The 18,456-nt window shown below is 45.7% G+C and carries 9 protein-coding genes; 3 read left to right on the top strand and 6 right to left on the bottom strand.

Annotated elements, in window-relative coordinates:
• Nucleotides 1-166: 166 nt before the first annotated feature.
• Nucleotides 167-3,658, top strand: coding sequence for a CRTAC1 family protein (locus tag RIG66_RS14635; RefSeq protein WP_446379181.1), 3,492 nt, complete (start codon nucleotides 167-169; stop codon nucleotides 3,656-3,658).
• A gap of 156 nt (nucleotides 3,659-3,814) precedes the next feature.
• Here the strand turns inward: RIG66_RS14635 and RIG66_RS14630 are convergent, their stop codons facing one another.
• Nucleotides 3,815-4,651 (bottom strand): sulfotransferase domain-containing protein, encoded by an 837-nt coding sequence (locus RIG66_RS14630; protein WP_446379179.1) that lies wholly within the window; start codon nucleotides 4,649-4,651, stop codon nucleotides 3,815-3,817.
• Between the two features lie 296 nt (nucleotides 4,652-4,947).
• On the opposite strand from RIG66_RS14630, the gene RIG66_RS14625 reads away from it, so the two are divergent.
• The gene (locus tag RIG66_RS14625; RefSeq protein ID WP_446379177.1) at nucleotides 4,948-6,135 is read left to right on the top strand and encodes a glycosyltransferase family 87 protein; all 1,188 of its coding nucleotides are present in this window, start codon (nucleotides 4,948-4,950) and stop codon (nucleotides 6,133-6,135) included.
• 362 nt (nucleotides 6,136-6,497) lie between these two features.
• Here RIG66_RS14625 and RIG66_RS14620 read toward each other — a convergent pair whose 3' ends face one another.
• The 3 genes from RIG66_RS14620 to RIG66_RS14610 all read right to left on the bottom strand — a co-directional run bounded on the left by RIG66_RS14620 (nucleotide 6,498) and on the right by RIG66_RS14610 (nucleotide 14,185).
• The gene (locus RIG66_RS14620) at nucleotides 6,498-8,774 is read right to left on the bottom strand and encodes a GumC family protein (protein WP_446379175.1); all 2,277 of its coding nucleotides are present in this window, start codon (nucleotides 8,772-8,774) and stop codon (nucleotides 6,498-6,500) included.
• Between the two features lie 184 nt (nucleotides 8,775-8,958).
• Entirely contained in the window at nucleotides 8,959-9,777 is an 819-nt protein-coding gene (locus RIG66_RS14615; protein WP_446379173.1) for a glycosyltransferase, read from the bottom strand.
• A gap of 535 nt (nucleotides 9,778-10,312) precedes the next feature.
• Nucleotides 10,313-14,185 carry a glycoside hydrolase family 2 protein gene (locus tag RIG66_RS14610; RefSeq protein ID WP_446379171.1) on the bottom strand — a complete coding sequence of 1,291 codons (3,873 nt, stop codon included), beginning with the start codon at nucleotides 14,183-14,185 and terminating at the stop codon, nucleotides 10,313-10,315.
• Nucleotides 14,186-14,546: 361 nt separating this feature from the next.
• Between RIG66_RS14610 and RIG66_RS14605 the strand changes: the two genes are divergently transcribed.
• The gene (locus RIG66_RS14605; RefSeq protein ID WP_446379169.1) at nucleotides 14,547-15,602 is read left to right on the top strand and encodes a sulfotransferase domain-containing protein; all 1,056 of its coding nucleotides are present in this window, start codon (nucleotides 14,547-14,549) and stop codon (nucleotides 15,600-15,602) included.
• 313 nt (nucleotides 15,603-15,915) lie between these two features.
• Here the strand turns inward: RIG66_RS14605 and RIG66_RS14600 are convergent, their stop codons facing one another.
• Together RIG66_RS14600 and RIG66_RS14595 are read right to left on the bottom strand one after the other, a co-directional pair.
• Complete coding sequence (locus tag RIG66_RS14600) at nucleotides 15,916-16,668, bottom strand: class I SAM-dependent methyltransferase (RefSeq protein WP_446379167.1); 753 nt, start codon at nucleotides 16,666-16,668, stop codon at nucleotides 15,916-15,918.
• Nucleotides 16,669-16,819: 151 nt separating this feature from the next.
• A complete protein-coding gene (locus RIG66_RS14595; protein ID WP_446379165.1) occupies nucleotides 16,820-18,283 on the bottom strand; it encodes a polysaccharide biosynthesis/export family protein in 1,464 nt (487 codons plus the stop codon).
• Between the last annotated feature and the right edge of the window lie 173 nt (nucleotides 18,284-18,456).

Genomic DNA, 18,456 nt, shown 5'->3' with positions numbered 1-18,456 from the left:
TTTTCATTTGAGATGGAAACTAAAAAATCTTATCAAATAAGACTTTCAGCACTAAGCTGTTCGGCATTTAAATTGGGATGCTTAAAATCCTGAAAGGCAACAGGCAACGGGCAACAGGCAACAGCTATTTCCGCAAGTCCTTAAATCTAAATTGGAGAGTGGATCTATGATTCGTTTCAACGATGTCAGCAATACAGTCGGTATTTCTTATGTTGGACCAAGCTTCGGAGCTTCCTGGGGTGATTTCAATGGCGACACCTTGCCCGATTTGTGGGTGACTAATCATGACTTGCCTAGCACCGTGTATCTCAACCAGGGAGATGGAAGCTTTAGAGATATCACCTCCGAAATACTGGTACAACCAAACCTGTTTGATACCCATGGGGGAGCCTGGGCTGATTTTGATAATGACGGTGACCAAGACTTGGTGGTATTAGCAGGAGGGGGAGCCGGGACTGGCAGCGCTGCCAATCGTCTTTATGTCAATACTGGAGGCAGACTAGAAGATCAAGCGAGTTCACTAGGGATTGACTACCCCTTGGGACGTGGACGCACCCCCATTTGGTTTGACTTTGACCAGGATGGTTGGCTTGACTTAGCTGCGACCAATCTCAGCCGACCCGATGGTCAAGCGCCGACCACAGTTTTTCGCCAGATTGATAATGGCTTTCAGGATGCTCGTTCCAGTACAGGTTTTGTCGGTCCGAGTAGCCAATTTGGCTTCCTGTCTGATTTATCCAGGGATGGGCATTTAGATTTGGTTGTTACAGGTCGTTCTAATGGTTGGCTAAGCGTTTATGACACAACCGAGATACCGTTTGCAGAGGTTAGTTCTACGGTTATCCCCAATGCTCCTTATGTTCAAGACATAGCATCTGCTGACTTCAACGGCGATCTCCAGCCCGATCTCTACTATACCCGATCAGGAATTCTTTCAGAGCTAATTCAAGACGGTTCTAAGACGGTTAAGAGCGTGTTTATATTGGGAGTAACGGAAAAGGGAACCCAATTCGATACCATCGGGGACGTAACACTCGAAATCTCAAATAAAGGACTATCTCTAAGCGAGATATTTATCGGAGCCACTGGTTTTAACCCCACGTCCAAGCGGTTTACCTTATCCCCAAACGACCCTAGTGTACAAGGGACTCTCCCACATACCCCTGGAGTTGATCACGGTGTTTTTGTGGGATACGATGCTACCCAGCAGCAATGGACTTTACTCGTATCTACTCCAAAAAGGTACTTCCGCGTTGGTGCTGTGATTGAAGCTACCCAACCCATCTCCGAGTTAACTGCCATTGGCTTTGATCCCACACCATCGCCTATTCCAGACCGACTGTTTCTTAATACTGATTCAGGACTCGTAGACCACACCTCCGAGGCGGGGATCAATAGCGTTGAGAATGCTGGAGTAAGTGTGGTTGCTGGTGACTTTGACAACGATATGGATGTGGATGCCTACGTTGTAACCAGTGGTTCTGCTGGCAACCGAGCGAATATCCTTTATGAGAATCAGGGTGACGGTACTTTCATTCCGGTGGAAGATGCGGGTGGGGCAGCGGGTACAAACCTAGGACTCGGAGACTCCGTGGTGAGTGCTGATTATAACCTTGATGGTTTTCTCGACCTGTTTGTCACGAACGGTTTGGACGACGCTAGTTCTGGTCCGTACCAGCTATTTCAAAACCTCGGCAATTCCAACCACTGGCTGGAAATCGACTTAGAAGGGGTAAGTTCTAACCGAGATGGCATTGGCGCACAGGTGTTTGTCACCGCAGGCGGTGTCACCCAACTGCGGGAACAGTCTGGTGGTGTGCATAAGCATTCACAAAATCACCAACGCCTTCATTTCGGTCTAGCAGACAACGAGAACGTGGAAAAATTGGTGGTTAAATGGCCCAGTGGTATTGTTCAAGAGTTTGCAAATATACCGGCTAACCAGCTTATTCAAGTTAATGAATCCTCTGGCTGGGAGTCCGTAACACCAAATCCTGAACCAAATCCTGAACCAAATCCTGAACCCAACCCTGAACCTAATCCTGAACCCAACCCTGAACCCAATCCTGAACCCAACCCTGAACCCAACCCTGAACCATCTGCTTCATTTAAGCCCGGAAAGCCTTCTTTTCAAGTCGGTCAGGAGGAGGCTGTTGTTCTGTGGAAAGAGTACTTTGATGGTGCCTATCATCTGCGTACTGTTGGTGCTGGAGACTTTACAGAGTTCCAGGTGAAGCTGATTGCCACGGAAGAATTACTAGAACTCACTTCATTTTCCTTGGAAGGTGGGGATGAGTTGAACCCTAGCCAGTTTGGTTTTACCTTAGACTCAGATATTAGTGTGGGACAAGACGGGGTGGATTTCCAGATAAAACCTGGAACCAAAGCTCTCTTATCAGTTACTCAAGATGGGGTGGCTAATCCCCAACTATTATCAGTTGGTGCCCAACGCTCTCATCTCTCCCCAGCCGGATGGATTCTTGGCTCGGATGAATTTCCCACTCGACCCTCATTCACAGAAGGAGAAGACCTGGGATTGTTTGTTGGTCAGGGGAACAACCCAGAGACGTTGGAGTTCCGTTGGAATGGGGATGATAATATTCACTACAGCAATCTCTCGGTTCTTGCCTCAGACACAACGGCTAGCTTTACATCGGTGAGTTTTGAAGGAAATGACCAGCTCACAACGTTGAACAACGGGGTGGAAATTAATGCCGTCGTGAGTACTGGGTTCGATGGACTGGATGTGACAACTCCCTCCTCTGAGCAGATTATACCCTTGGTTCCCTCGGATGGCATACCCGAATATGACCCTTCAGTGGATGTAGGACTGTTTTTGTGGCAAGATGAAGCCGATCAATCCTGGCATTTACGATCGACTGGAGACGGAGATGGCAGCCGTTACGTTGGCTCGATTATCTCGGACAGTGCAGCGGTTTCTGTGGATGCTGTGGGACTTGAATCTAACGACATACTTGATACCACAGATCCATCCCGGATTGATTTCGATCTGAGGGTTTGGCAAGGTTATCAGGATGGGATTGACTTTCGCTTTCCGACTGGGGCTTCCCTCTCCCTTAGCTTGGAGGAAAAAGATGCGTCATCACAGGTGTGGATTGGGGCAGAAGAATCACCGGTTAGCACACAGCCGACTTCATCCCCTGTGCAGATTGGTTTTACCTACCAACAGGATGGTTTAACCCAACCCCATCAGGTAAATAATAATTATGATCAGTTGCTAGGGATGGAAAACGCCTATTGGATACCCTTGTCCACCCCCTATGGGACACCAGACTACGATCCCTCCATGGATGAAGGGCTGTTTTTGTGGAAAGATGAAGACGGTCTCTGGCATTTGCGAGCGACTGGAGACGGAGATGGCAGCCGTTATGTTGGCTCGATTATCTCGGACAGTGCGGCAGTTTCTGTGGACGCTGTGGGACTCGAATCTAACGACATTCTTGATACCACTGATCCATCCCGGATTGATTTCGATCTGATGGTTTGGCAAGGTTATCAGGATGGGATTGACTTTAGTTTTCAGGCTGGAGCTTCCCTCTCACTTAATTTGCAGGGCAATGGTACTTCCTCACTGGTGCGGATTGGGTCAGAGGAATGGGCGGTTAGCGCACTGCCTCTAGATCTGAGTGGTTGGTAAGTTTTTTCATCGCATCGTGTAATTGAGACGTTCCGGCGGCGGCACGTCTCTACAGTGACCCCAACTTCAAAGGCGTGATCGGCTTGCATGGCGATGCTGTACCCAGAACCCCCGTTCAATAAATGTCTAGACAAATGAGTTTAATGTCACATAGATTTACCAATCATATCCATCAGCATATCCCATTTTTATTAATATGTCGCCACATATATCTTTGAATGCCTGCTTGTGTTCATTTGTAAAATGATTTCGCCAATCACCAATTGTACCTTTACGAAACGTTCTTGATTTTTTATAGAAAACATTTTTAGCTATCTGAATAATTTGTTCTTCAGAATTATCAATATTTAGATAATTCGCAATAGCACGAATAGTTGACATTGGCTTGTGATCCTGTCCATCTCCAGAACTCCCAATTAAATCCTCAAAACGCACTGAAAGACAATTTTCATCATCTAGCCATGGCAAAAAACTTGCGACATTTTCGCCTAGAGAGGACGACCTCAAGTCACCTTTAAGCTGCTTTTCGCTTACTCCAACGATAGAAGCCATCAGTCTTTCATCATCTGAATTGAGGGAATTGAAGTAAGAATGCAAACGATGACTCTTATTTCGGTACGTCATATAATAAGCATTAGAAAAGGCAATATCACGAAGGTCACGAACAATAAAGATTGTCTTAATATTCGCATCACCAAGAACGTTAATCAATTCCTGATTCCATTGTAAATGTCCAGAAACATATTGACCTTTACGGATTTTGAAGATTTTCTGATAGAGTTTTGGGTCTTTATTTACTAAAGCATGATATGTCCAGCGAGGCACAAAAACAGGCAACAGTTCAAGCACACGAGTAAGCAAATGAGTTCCTGCCTTAGGCATACTATTAGCTATAACTTTGGAACCATGTAAAGAGGCATGGATTTCCCGCCTAGTCAAAGGAACAGGGAACCGTGCCAAGTTGCTGGGACTTAAATAAGACCGTATTTTCATAAACTTGTCTCCTCCAATTTTTTATGATAGCAATATTTAGTAGACCAATCATCGACTTACTGTAGTATAGCAGTTTTATCTGGTGTATTTCATCTATATAGCAATCCTATTTAGGTTGTGGCAATTTTAAAAACTGTGTTACTTGCTATACCTGGGTTATCAAGTTTCTCACCTGTCATAACTAAAATAGGATTGCTATACCTGACCATACCGGAAATTGCTATACCCAATAGTGATAAGCTAAAACGTATTTAAATTGGGATGTTTGAAACTGTAAACTTAATCATAGCTTAACAATGAGGAATTCAGTTATTTATCGTCTATCAAAAAACTTATTTTTTAGGGTTGGCGTTTTACTATGCGCCTGCACAGCACTGATTGTCGTTGCAATTATCGGATTTAACCAACACGTTGATACAAAATACTTGTATGTGGCTGGACTTTCCTGGTGGGAAGGATTAAATGCTTATGATCCAGAAGTAGCTAGCCAATTAGGAGCAAACCAGAGTGCAGGTGGTTTTTTCTATCCACCCCAGATTGCCCCACTATGTTTGATGTTGGCAGCATTTCCTTGGACACAAGCCAAGGTAGTGATGACCCTTTTAAATGTTATTTGTGCTGGGGTTTTAGCGTTTTTTTGTGTGCTTTTGGTTAAACAGCCTCAGGTCAAACAACTCAAAGTTCTGGGTTCTGGTTCATTGTGGTTTATTCCAGCAATTGTGCTGGGAAATCCCTTTACTTTTCAGGTAATCATGCTAGGACAAACCACTCTAGTCGTGACTACAGCACTTGTTAGTGGGTGGTATTATGCTTATCGTGATCGCTGGATGTTAAGCGGTATTCTAATTGCCATTGCTACGATTAAGCCACAGTTGAGCTTGCTGGTTATCCTCTGGCTGCTTTTAGAACGGCACTGGCGAATTTTAGCAGTGGCCGCCGTTACGACCTTAATTTTCTGTCTAGTCCCCATGGTGATTACAGGTCCCATTGACGTGTTTTTCCACTGGTTTGCCTCCTTGGGAGAACATAAAAACGTATTTGCTAATGTTTTGGGTTTTCCAGCCGTTTTTAGTATCCAAAATTTACTGTATACGGCTGGTATTCATGTACCACAATTATTGCCTTTGGGGATTTTGATTACGGGTCTACTGTGGCGGTATCGTTTCCGACTGATCATTGACGATGTGATTGGAATGTTACTAGCAATTTCGGTATTGTTTGGTTTCGCCCATCATTATGATTTAATTGCGTTAGCACCACTGATGGCAGCATTCTGGAGGCATTTGTATCATCGTCCCAGAGCCACCTTAGTCGCCCTAACTGTGATGTTTGTAATGCTTTTTCCACGAAATGTTTTAATGACGTTTATTGACAGTGAATTACTGCTGCAATATCGGGTACTGTTGGTGATTGGCGTAACAATTTGGTTGGGAGTAATGAGTGTGAAGCGTAAAGCAAAAGCAGAAAGTTGGGGAATGTCGTAGGGCATTGGTGTCAACTTAAGGTAAAAAGCTCTTAGAGCGGGGGGTGTAGGGGCGGGTTTTACAGATAACATTTTGCAGCAAACTGATAACTTAACTAAACCCGCCCTTCTCCCATAGCCGGGGGAGCAGACACCCCATAGCTGAAAACTAGAATGGGTAAGGTTTATGGCTTAAGTTGACACGGATGATCGTAGGGGCGCACCGACGTGCGCCCTGGTATAGCAGTAGACACATCGATTAGGACTTTCGGCACCATAGAGACGTTCCGTCTCTACTCACCGACGTGCGCCCAATAAACCCGTAAAATCTACGGATTTCACGGCAATAGGTAACAGGAATTAAAACACCCTCTTGAGCAGTCCTTAATATCGAATTGCCTGTCGGCGATAGACACCATAAGAGGACGTCGCCTCTGCTTTCACGCCATTGGCGACTATTCCTAAAATAGAGGCTCTGGCAATTTTTAATCCATCAAAGGCTTTCATAACCAAAGAACGGTCTGTTTTCTCGATTCCCACGACTAGTATGGTGCCATCTGCTTTAGCGGCGAGCAGGTTTCCATCCCCCAAACCCAGAAGCGGAGGGGTATCGTAGATCACTAGATCAAACTGAGCTGTCACTTGATCCATGAAGTACTCCATCTTATCAGAGGAGAGCAGTTTGATAGGGTCAGATAAACTCTGACCCGCTGTCAAAACGAATAAGTTCTCGTCCAGAGAGGATTTTTGGATAGTATTCTGAAGCGTTAACTCTGTCGCAATGATATCGCTAAGTCCCTGGGTATTGGGTAAGTCCAAGCGACTGTGAAGCTGAGGATTGCGTAAATCCGTGTCTACAAGTAAAACGCGCTTGCCAATAGTGGCGGCGGTTTGAGCCAGATACAAAGCTACCGTTGTTTTGCCATCACCAGGTACAGCCGAGCTAATCGCCAGTGATTGGATAGATTTCTTTTCACTCAGTAGACGGATATTGGTGTAGAGGGAACGGAAGGCTTCCATAAAGGGTGAAGTGCCATACTCTGTGGGGCGATTCTTAGAAAACCAAGGACGCTCTGGTTTGGGCTTAGAATTAGCAACTTGGGCAATAATAGCCAGTTGACTGGGTTGCTTAGAGAGTTGGTGAAATTGTTTGGTCAACGGAATCACCCCTAGAATCGGCAGTTTTGTGGCTCCCTTGATGTCTTCAGGGGTGTGGAATACCGTATGGAAAATCTCGACCAGAAAACCGACGCCGATACTCAGGAAGACACTTAAAATCACAGCTATAGCCAGTGGGCGCTTCAGGGAGTGGGGTTCGACAGGCACTGGCACACCATTATTACCGTCCCAGATTTCTGGAGGATTAATTAATTCCCAGGGAATTTCTTGCTGAGCGGCATCGAGTTTTAAGGTTTCTCGTTTAGACAGAAATTCCTTCAGGTTATCCGTCGCCACACTAAGTTTCCTGTCTAAATCACCAACCTGTCGGGTTACCGTAGGCAACTGCTCAAGCTGTTGATTAATCTGAGTTTCAGTTTGGAGAATGGTTTGATAGCGATCTTCTAACCCCTGAATTTTTCCGGCTAAATTTTCCAGGACATCTTGGGATTCTTGCTTGAGTAATAGACGCAAACTTTCCTGCCGTTCACGTAAGATTTCCATGGGAGGACTATCTGCCCGAAATTGTGCGGATTCTAAGGCAATCTGAGTTTCGACTTTCTGCAATTCAGAGAGTAAAGTGCCATAGGCTTGAGCCTCTGTCGATAAAACAGCGGTGGGATCAGCTTCATTAAACTGTTTTTGTAACGCATTGTAGAGCGAACGGGTTTCAGCCAGTTGAGCAGCGGTCTCTAATCGATTTCTGCGAATGAACAGCACATGTTCTGTTAATTGTGCGTCAGCTAGCTCCGGATCGACCAAATTATACTCTTGTCGTAGCTCTTGTAGTTGCCCTTGGAGTCGGTCAACTTGCTGCTGTAGCCGAGGAAGCTGGGATTCAATAAATGTAATCCCTTGCGTCAGCGTTTTTTGGCGTTCTTGTAGACTATAATCGAGATATCTATCAGCGATTGTATCTAAAACAAAGTTAATTGTTTTTATATCTTTATCTTGATAAATGACTTCTAGAATCTTAGTGCCAACGTCTTCGGCATTTTTTTCATAAGTGATCCGGACAATTGATAGGTTTCCCATCAGGGAATTATAGTCGATATCCGGATATCGATTCTGGAGCTTCTCGAGTACTGGCTTCATCAGTTGCGGACTTTGCAAAACCCGGATCTGAGACTCGTAATCCAATAAACTTGTTCGTTCCAGATCGGGCATTCGCATATTTCCGCCTTGACGTTGAGCCTGCAAGAATTGATTTCTTAACAGATTTTCTGCGGTAACTGGTTCAACTAAGAGTTTAAACGATCCTCGATACTCCGGAATATACTGTTTCTTACTCCATAGCAGCCAAAGTCCGGAAGCTACAATGAATGTCAAGGCGACTCCTGTCATTAACCAGGCTCTCCGACGAAAAACAGCCAAAACCCATGCTAAATCTACGGTTTGTCCATCACTCTGATTAACTTCGCTTGAGTGAACTTGGGGCAAAGACTTAAGTGGTTTGCCGTTTGGCTGTGCGGGAAATGGCTGTAAATTGCGTTCGGTATCCATCAGAAGCACCTCTAGAGTCTGGGGTTGACTGAAACAGAATCACTGATTAACCTGTCTGAGTTCAGTTCAAGGTAGGTATATCTCTATTTTATGGATTTCCCTAGTCCGCGTCGGCGGACTTTGTTTGTATTGTTGCGATTAAAATCGCCGGAACCTAAGTGGCTCCGTCAGTTTTTCTATGACATTACACTCTGAATTGCTCTAAATTAATACTGGCTAAGTCCCTTTGGTGAACAAAACGAGATGAGATACCGGGTGGCGCAAAGTATTTTTCCATGAGTTCTTCTGGGTTTTTTTTACCACCTCCTTCTTGCTCAATCAGCTTGGCAACATAACTACATAAACTGAGCCGGACAGCGTTGAGCTGCTTGAGCGCATTTGCTCGGATTTTGCGAGGGTCTGGCGGTGATGCCTTCCACTGTTGTACCGCTTGGGCAACGGCATCCGCTTCGGGGGGAACAATGATGGAATTCTCACTATTGAAGAATTCATCGCGTCCGCCTTTACTCGGTGTACTCACCACAGGAATGCCACAAAGCAGATATTCTACAGAGGCATACATCGCTCCTTCTTCTGCGGAAAGGCACAGACCCGCGTAAGCCTGATTCAGCTTTTTGGCAAGTTCAGGGCGAGGGATGAATTTTCTATTATACTCAGCATATGCTAATTCGGGGCAGAACGTCGGCAAGTCTCCGCCGTACGAGACAATCATTAAGTTTTGTATGTCTTTGGCTAATCCATGTCGTTTGAAGGGGAGAAGCTGTGCGGTGTAGATGGCGTCGTAATGCTTTGGCTGATTCAGGGTTTGGTAGATATGCTCATTGACATAGACACTGGAACTAACGTGCGCTCCCTGTATTAGCCAGCGTTTGCGCCAGACTTCTTCATCAGAGGCGTTGACCATCAGGTGGTAGGATCTGCCTGATAGCTGGTGCTGGATTTGATGCTGCTTAAATTTAACCATTGGTTTCCATCGCGCTGACCAACCCCCTGGGCTTTCCAAGACGTGTTTGGGTTGAAATCCTTTGGGTAGGGTCGGGAAGGCTCCGATATAGGAAACGATTAGTGGTTCAGTGCTAAGAATGTAAAACCCCTGAAATATCACCGTGACGCGCCTCTGTCTTGATTAGCTAAGATGTATAGTAATATTACGGTAGTCGGCTGGGTTTGACAAGTTCGGGGAAGCTTCAGGCGCTGATCAAGTTATCAAAATGCCACCTAAGACATTTCGAGGAAACTTAGACAACAATCCTCAACAAATTGTAATATTTTGCCCTGCTGGAATCCGTTCTGTCAAAGACGTTTCATGTCGAAAAGAAAAAATGTCACAATTCATTGAGGATAGCTATGTAATCTATGATACTAACTTAGTGAAATCTCCTCTAACTTCTTACCTTGTCGCCTTTTGGGTGTCGCCTTTTGGGTATGGAAGACTGGCACAGAAGAGATTTTAAAACGTCAAGATCGCATTGAGCCAGATCTTTGAGAATAGCTGAAGACATAAATGTGAAAATTGATAATTAGTAGCCACTAAAACTTTACCAGCGATAATAACGGTAGGGTTCATCACCTAAGTCAAAATCACGCCGGTAATCGGAGAGATAAAAGCCACTATCAGTAGTAGAGAAGTTCGGCTGGCTTGTTTGTTGCCCTATCCGTTTGAAGATTGTACCATCAACTTGGAAGCTGGCACCCAAATTTGCCAGGATTTGCGCGATCGCACGGGTCTGTCGCCAGCGGGTATAACGTAAGTAGGTCTTGACATCCGCGTTCAAACCGTTGGGATCAAGCTGAGCAAACAGCACTACCCCATTCCCCAGTTGCAGACGACTTAACAGACCATTTGCAGCCACCTCACCCCCAGATTGAATTAACCAAGCCTGATGTTCGGTGCGCGATCGCAAATCCGAGGCGCTGAGTCCACGAGTCTCTGTCCAGTTGGGGACAGCCAGCGAACCCGCAAACTCCTTCACCGGTTGAAGACGAATCCCCAAAGGCGCAGAATCTGAATGTCGGGGTAAGAAAAACACCGTCCCCCCACGATTTAGGTAGGCGCGTAACTCCTCATCAGTCACAGTGGCTTGGCTGCCGATGATGACGAGTCCAGCGTCAGCGGTGAGAGAACTTGACCGCTGGTAAATCAAACCTAGCCCATCCAGTTGAGTCGCCTCCTCATCGCTACCCATAAACATAACCCGATCCGCTTTAGTAGAAAGAGATTGAGTAGAACCATAAGCAATCAGTTGTTGCGCTAGTTGACGCGCAACTGCATCCAGTGGTACATGGTCTTCTAGGTCTAACGTATTCCAAATCAGCCGTCCCTTTCCATAGTCCAGTTCCATTAGTGGCGTGTAGGCTAAATCAAACTCCGACTCTAGAATTGGTCGCCAAGAACTATGGTGGGGCTTTTCCACCGCCGCACTACTAACCGCGCCGCGATTTCCCCAGTGCCACCCATAGAATGGTGTACCGTGAGGATTAGGGTTCATGTCTCCCTGAGTGGTATCGGGGTAAGCCTCAACCAGAGTACTTTCGCCTCTCCAGTCCCGTAAATCCATCTGATCCAATCCCTTCACCACTGGATGAGTCTGGTCAACAGGGAAAACTCGGCGACTCAGATGGTGGGAAACCCGCCAACCGATTGTACGACGTATCCATTCCGGGTTTTGCGGGAAAATAATTGCTCGACCCCCTTGGCGGACAAAGGTGGCTAGATTACCAGGGAGTTTGTGCCCATCGGACAAGACTTCGCGACCAATTACCAGCGGTAACTGGGTTAATGAGCCATCCCATGGGACAAGATTGTATCCTAACTGTTTCAGCATCTGGCTCGTTTTACCCACCGGGTCAAACACAGCAATTGGGGATTGGCGATTGGGGACTGAGGATGGGGTGTGACTGAACACTCGGAACGAAAAGTTGTCTTGATGCTGCTGATTGCCAATCTCAGCGCTGAGGCGAATTTCTCCGTCAACTTTGCCCTTGACATTGGGGAGATCTAATGCTATCGGAAAGAACAGAGTTTGAGCCGTCTCAATCGTTCCCGCTTCTTCACCTGTGGCGATAGGTTGACCTGCCAACAGCACTTGCCAGTTATAGGAAAAATCTTGCTTTGCCCGGGTATCATTAATCAGGACAACTTGCTTTTGGAGTCTCTCCCCCCCTGAAAAACTGTGGTCTTTCGCCGTAAACGCCTTGGCTGATCCGGCAATCCAAGCCAGAGTAGGACGATTGTTTGCCAAAATTGCTTGTCCCCCTGGATGGATAATATAGCTCTGGGGTTGGAAGTTGTACCATAAAGATTTAGGCACTTGCTTGAGGTAAGGACCCCGTTGCCCCGGTGTAAACGCCCCCAGATCCACTTTTTCTCGTCCCCTGTCCGAAACCTGCCAACCGTGACCCAGATTCCAGGGAATCATCCCACCCGTCATGCCAAATGTGCGCCAACTACGCCAAGTGTTCGTGCTGAACAATTCCTGTAGCTTTTGGAAAGCCGGGGCAAAATTTAGTTCCTGGTTATTGTGCCAACTCTGATATTCCTGCTTCTGGACAAATAATTCAGGGATTTTTTGGCGGTAAGTGAGAGTCTCTAGCTCATAGGCTTCTTTGCCCAAGTAAATCGCGCTAAACTCAGTCATCAGGGGTTCGCTTGTGATTGCCCCCCTAAACCCATTACGGCTACGCATCATTGTTGCGTGCAGGGGTGTGCCGAATTCCACGACCATGTAGGGCATATCACCGTACTGTGTCCAATGGGAGAGCCACTCCTCTCGTTCTTGCAGGGGGATCAGATTCAAATAGGAGTTGAGGGCATAGACATCGCCAACGGAAGCCCCTTCGTGCATCAGAACGGGTCGCGTGGGGTCATGGGTTTTGATCGTCGCTACGGCTGCCTCACCGATGGGATATAGTTTACGGATGCGATCGTCTGCTACCTGATGACCGAGAAACCCTTCAATAGTTTTTTTGCCAATGCGTCGTGGATTTTGGTCATCCGCATGACCGAAAAAATTGGGGCTATTTGCCCACATCAGAATTGATGGATGGTTACGATAGCGACGCAGTTCGGTAGTCATGCGCTGCTCCCAGCGCTTTCTTTGATTCGGCTTGCGCCACTGTTTCGGCGGACCAATGTGAGACATACTCAGAGCTGGGGCGATAATCGGAAACCCTTTCAGGTCGGCGCGTTCAGCAAAGAGTTCTCGGAAGTGCCATCGCCCCCGCTCGTCGTGATCCCAGGGCCAAAGTTCGGCAATATTGAAGCCAGCCCAAACATAGCCCTCAATCATCCGGTCAGCGACGTCCGGGATACCCACTCCCCAACCTTGCCATTGATCCTGGTGGAGAATCGGACGCAGACGAATTTCCGTCCCGTTTAAGTAAAATTTTCGTCCTTCAATCCAAAACTCCCGAAAGCCGAAGGGTTGGTCATATTCATCGCTAATTCCGGCGCCCTGGATTTCTAGGTGCAGGGTGTAGAGATTGGGTTGGTTAATATCCCAGAGTCGGGGATTAGACCAATCCCAAGCGAGTTGTAAAACTTGACTGGGCTTGGCTTTGACTTGAGCATTGGCGGTAAATTGCCGTTCAATTGTGCCTTGTTCGTTGAACAGTTTAGCCACGAGTTCAACGGTGCCAGTTTGGGTAATATCCGCCAGTTCGACATCCAGTTTGAGTTGCTGTTGTCGGGTGGAGGGTTGGACAAAGATATCACTGATGTGAGAACCTTGGGGCAAACTGAGCAACCGCACTTCACCAATGAGTCCCCGGGACGCTAGCTGGGCTTCGGTGGTATAGGTTTCATTGGGACTCATAATCACAGTCTTTGCCTGCTCATCAGTGGCGGCTACAACTAAGAGGCTGAGGGTTATCTCGGTACCCGGTTGAGCCATGGAGGTGATGTCTACAGCGCCATAGGGCCACTCCACCTGACCACACTGTTTACCGTTAACGTACAGGATGGCATCAGTACTCACCCGCTGTAGGTCAAGCAAAATAGAGCGCCCTTGCCAATTAGCTGGGATTTTCACCGTGCGTTGATACCAGGCTTTGGAGAGGGATTTGCCATTGAAGTTTTGCCATGCGGTTCCTGTTCCCCGCGAAATTAGTCCAGGTACGGCTGCATAGTTCTCATGCTGCCAATCCCCTGGTACCCAAATCGAACCCCAGTCGTCCTGTGGCGGTTGAGGTTCGCTGGTATCCATAGCTGGCATAAACTGCCATCTCCCATTCAGGTAGATTTGCCCACGTTTGCTGTTGGGGATTTCCAGTGAACCCAGGGTGGGATAGGTACTGAGTTGTACTGTAGGACAGGGGGTGGTTTTGCCTTCTGGAAGGATATGACTAATGCATCCAAAAACAATGGCGGCTAAGAAAAAAAGTCTGAAGAGTTTTGCCAGCTTAGGGTTCATGGGTTGGAGGGGGAACGTCCCGAAAGAACAACTTAGGACTTACGCACCTCACATTGACGACACAGGCGCTACCTGTAGGGGCAATTCATGAATTGTCCCTACTATAGATAGTTGCTAAGTAAGTCCTACAAGTGTGGTAAGCTGTTGACCTGAGAGATTCATTTGAGAGTCAATGGGTAAATTATCGTAAATTTTTATAAAGATGAAAGCATTTCTTTAACTTTTATGATTATATATGTAAATCATCGCTGTTGATCGCTGAAATAGTTATCGTTTAGAGATGTTTCCTACAACGTTTCTAAAATTCTAGTGACTCCCTTGTTCGTTTTCTTCTTCCTTACTATAGTAAGCCTAAAAAAATATGCATTGGATTACCAGTCAGACTAATAAACTGAAATTTAAACTTCAAAGCAAAACAGAATTGATAGTCAGAGAAGCGCAATCAAAAATCCTCTATCCGATCAATTGGTGGGAATCCCAGAAAATCGATACATCTAAATGTATAGTAATAAATGGTTTTTGGAGAAGTGGAACAACCTGGTTACAAGATACTTTATCAACAGCAACAAACGCTAAAGCAGTTTTTGAGCCTTTTGCACCAAGAGCGGGTTATTTCTATAAGGCTATACCAGAAATTAATCCACCACAAAGTGATCCTACTTTTCTTAACCTATTGATGCCTTACCAAGACCATAATTTTGGCGAAGGCTCATATCTTAAGCTCATCGTTGACAAAGCTTTGCTAGATCTATTGCCTCATCGAAATACTCAAATGACTATCAGACCCATCAGTTACTATTCTAGAGATAGGGTTGTGGTGAAGTTTGTTAGAGCATCCCTTTGTCTAAAAGCTATTTACAATGATTGGCCCGTTTCCATTATTCATATCTATAGAGATCCTCGCGCCCTTATTCATACTATTATGCGAATACAGTATTGGAGAGCTATTTTTGAGAAACTTTCACTCTCAAAACAATTACTCCAAATTAATGATGGTCGCAAGAATTATTTCTCTAGATGGGAAAATGAGATTGTAGAATTAGACCAACATAACCTGATATCGCGTCTTACTGCATACTGGGCTTTAACAGAAAAATATCTACTAGATTCATTTCACAATCAACAGAATAATAATAAATTCTATATCGTCAATTATGACGAAATGATTCTTGGAGGTTCAGATTATTTAAAAAAAATTTTAGAAGAAATGAAAATAGAATTTAACAACATAGCCTTAGAAAAAAATTGGAACAGAACTTCTCCAACTTCTGTAGAAAAAAAATTTCCAGCTTATGGTAAACGGCAAAGCATTGACAGGTTATATTCCTGGAAGTCTGAGCTAAATCAATCGGAACAAGATACCATTAGGGATATTGTAAAAAGATTTGGATTAGACGATCGTTTAAGGGATAATTAATTATAGTCTTTTCAGTCTGGCAGTATAAGAACTTCTGAATCAGGCTTGACAAAGAAAGCCAGTTAACGTGCTAAGACATTGCAAGCAACGTTTCTACCTTTCCAGGGACACTCCCGTTTGCATTGGTGTAAACTTAAGGTAAAAAGTAGGGAGAGCAGGGGAAGCGGGGGAAGTAGGGGGAGCAATGTAGAGACTCCTCGGGTGGAACGTCTGGGAACTCTTGGAGCAGGGACACCGTAGCTGAAAATTAGGATGGGCAAGGGTTGTGGCTTAAGTTGACACGGATGCCCCATTTGTGACCCCTACTTCCCAATTAACTGATTTCAGAGGGAAGGTCAGCTAGGCTACGATCTAATACGGCAAAACCTGTTCCTTTCAACTGGAAAATGTTCTCCGTGGGGAGCAACTCGTTGACAGCTCGTTGCACTTCTAATGCATTGTAATCATCCCAAATGATGATTCCTTTATCGTTGATTAACTTCAAAGCCTTCGCTGAATCGCTTTTACAGGTTAAATAGGAATGATCGCCATCAATTAACACAATATCCATTTGTCCCAAGTAAGGACTATAGTCGAAGGTTCTGGAGTCGCCATAAAGTTGGGTTATCTGTTGTTCTTGGGACGTGTTTTTCCATCTCATTTTATTTTGATGGGCAACAGTATCGTCAACGGGTAAATCTAAACTGAAAATATGGGTATCCTGATTAATTCTCGCCATCGCGTAGCTTGTTTCCCCATGGGCGCTGCCAATTTCAAAAATTTTGGGTGCTTGTCTCATGGAAATGAGAGCTAATAGATAGAGCGTTTCCAGATCGGAAAGCGACCAGCGTTCATCTCTGTGAAGGAGCATCAGAATCTCCCGACCCTTAGCGGCTGGATAAACTGACAGAAAATCAAAGACTTTCACCTTGGGAAATCGAACGACATAATCATAGTTGGCGTAGATTAGTCCCCGTAAAAACTTAAGTTTTCTACTGGGTTTGGTCACATCAATAAAAAACTCTTCCAGAAAGCGAGCTAACCCAGTCAATCCGTGACTCCAAATTTTTTGTCGAACTAAACTCATGATCAAATCCCCTGAATTAAATGAAAATAAATAGCTACATTAAACTCACAACATAAATAACTTAAACTCGGATTAAAGTCAATACCTAAAGATTTGACGTCAAAAATCAAGGTAACTCAGTTGCCACTTGAACAGACCCCAGAACAGCTAGCTAGAAAAAGCCTCCCAAGAACTCAAACAGTCTGAACACGTTAAAAACTCCACCAAAGGTGGATAGAGGAGTTTCAAGTGTATCAGCAATCCTAGCGACGCCAGAGCGATTGACAACGACGATATCATTGTCACGCAGGATGGGGTTGCTTTGCTCATTAATACCTTGGGCAAAGTCAATCGGTATCGTTTGTTTAGAAACAGTGCCATCTGGGTTGAGACGAATCAATTCCACCGAACTTTTCCGCGCTCGCTTGTGATCAAATCCACCCGCCGCTAGTAATGCTTGATTTAAGGGGGTATTTGGGGGTACTTCTACAAGTCCAGGTCGAGTCACTTCGCCAACGACACTGACTTGAATCGTATCCGGGGAAAAACTAGCGGTTGCTAGTTCAGTGGCTTCGGCTGGATTCACGTCACTAGCCGTTGGTACGATTATCGTATCTCCTTCCTGCAACACGGTGTCTTGCTTGAAATCCCCCATTTGCAACAGTTGCCACAAATTGACCGAAATCGTATACTCTGCCCCAGTTTTGGTCACACGGCGTACCGAGATTTGGCGAATATCAGCTATGGGTTTAATCCCACCAGCGCGTTGAATCGCCCGACTGATAGTCGGTAAGCCCAGCGTTCTTCCATCGGTTCCTGTATTTCCGCCAACAATTGTATACGTTCCTGGACGGTTCACTTGACCAACCACAGCAATGGTAAGGGGTTCTTCCGGGTCAGAGGCTAGGCTACTGGTAGCAATTTGTCGGGCTTCGGCTAAGTTAAGATTCGTTAAAATAGGCACGAAGACTGTATCGCCATCACGTAAGAGTAAGTTTTGACGTGGATTCCCAGTCTGTACGAATTCCCAAAGATTAACCTTAGTCACCGCTCCTGAACCAAATTGTTGGCGTCGGCGAACTTGGACATTGCGAAGATCAGCCGATAAGGTTACTCCCCCAGCTTGCTGTATGGCTTGGGTGACACTGGGGTATTGTATGCCTGGATTATCTCCGACACCTCCTGTAAAGGATAGGGTATATGATCCTGGACGATTGACTTCCCCCGAAACTGACACATTAAAAGGGCGAGGGCTGAGCAGGGTGACAGTGACTAGAGGGCGTTTGATCACACTTTGATATCGAGCCGAAATGACTTGGGCAGCCTGTTGTTCGGTAAGTCCCTCCAGTGATACACTCCCAATCAGGGGCAGGGTGAGTGAACCACCAGGCGGGATTTGATACTCTCCGCTATATTGAGGCACTTCCAAGATATCGAGGCGAATGCGATCGCCGCCGCCTAGGGTATACTCTGCTTGGGATTGTGCCAAGCTAGCTGGTGGGGGTTGAGGCTGTAATTGTTCAAAGGTTGGCAGTTGCGCCCTACCGATAGAACCGGGGCAGATGAGCGTTAGGAAAACCCCTAAGGACATAGCTGCACCGACTGGGTGGGTCAGTTGCTGAGGTACATAGCGCATCGGCTATCTTTACTGTTAAGAGTGGATACTCTCCAATTTTATCTGTATAATTAATTTTTTACCCTTGGTTCAAAAAAATTAAGGATTCTGTACCACATTAAGTAGGGGAAGCAGCGTTCATCAGACTTTTAACGATAGCGTTAAAGCCTTTGGTTGGCTTAAATTTTGATAAT

The organism is Coleofasciculus sp. E2-BRE-01 (genome assembly GCF_040221695.1).
GTDB lineage: Bacteria > Cyanobacteriota > Cyanobacteriia > Cyanobacteriales > Coleofasciculaceae > Coleofasciculus.
This window is presented reverse-complemented; position numbering and strand designations above follow the sequence as displayed.

Bases quoted from the DNA above. Each gene is read 5' to 3' on its own strand.
- RIG66_RS14595 (WP_446379165.1), bottom strand. From the start codon at position 18,283: ATGCGCTATGTACCTCAGCAACTGACCCACCCAGTCGGTGCAGCTATG.
- RIG66_RS14630 (WP_446379179.1), bottom strand. From the start codon at position 4,651: ATGAAAATACGGTCTTATTTAAGTCCCAGCAACTTGGCACGGTTCCCT.
- RIG66_RS14635 (WP_446379181.1), top strand. From the start codon at position 167: ATGATTCGTTTCAACGATGTCAGCAATACAGTCGGTATTTCTTATGTT.
- RIG66_RS14620 (WP_446379175.1), bottom strand. From the start codon at position 8,774: ATGGATACCGAACGCAATTTACAGCCATTTCCCGCACAGCCAAACGGC.
- RIG66_RS14610 (WP_446379171.1), bottom strand. From the start codon at position 14,185: ATGAACCCTAAGCTGGCAAAACTCTTCAGACTTTTTTTCTTAGCCGCC.
- RIG66_RS14625 (WP_446379177.1), top strand. From the start codon at position 4,948: ATGAGGAATTCAGTTATTTATCGTCTATCAAAAAACTTATTTTTTAGG.
- RIG66_RS14600 (WP_446379167.1), bottom strand. From the start codon at position 16,668: ATGAGTTTAGTTCGACAAAAAATTTGGAGTCACGGATTGACTGGGTTA.
- RIG66_RS14605 (WP_446379169.1), top strand. From the start codon at position 14,547: ATGCATTGGATTACCAGTCAGACTAATAAACTGAAATTTAAACTTCAA.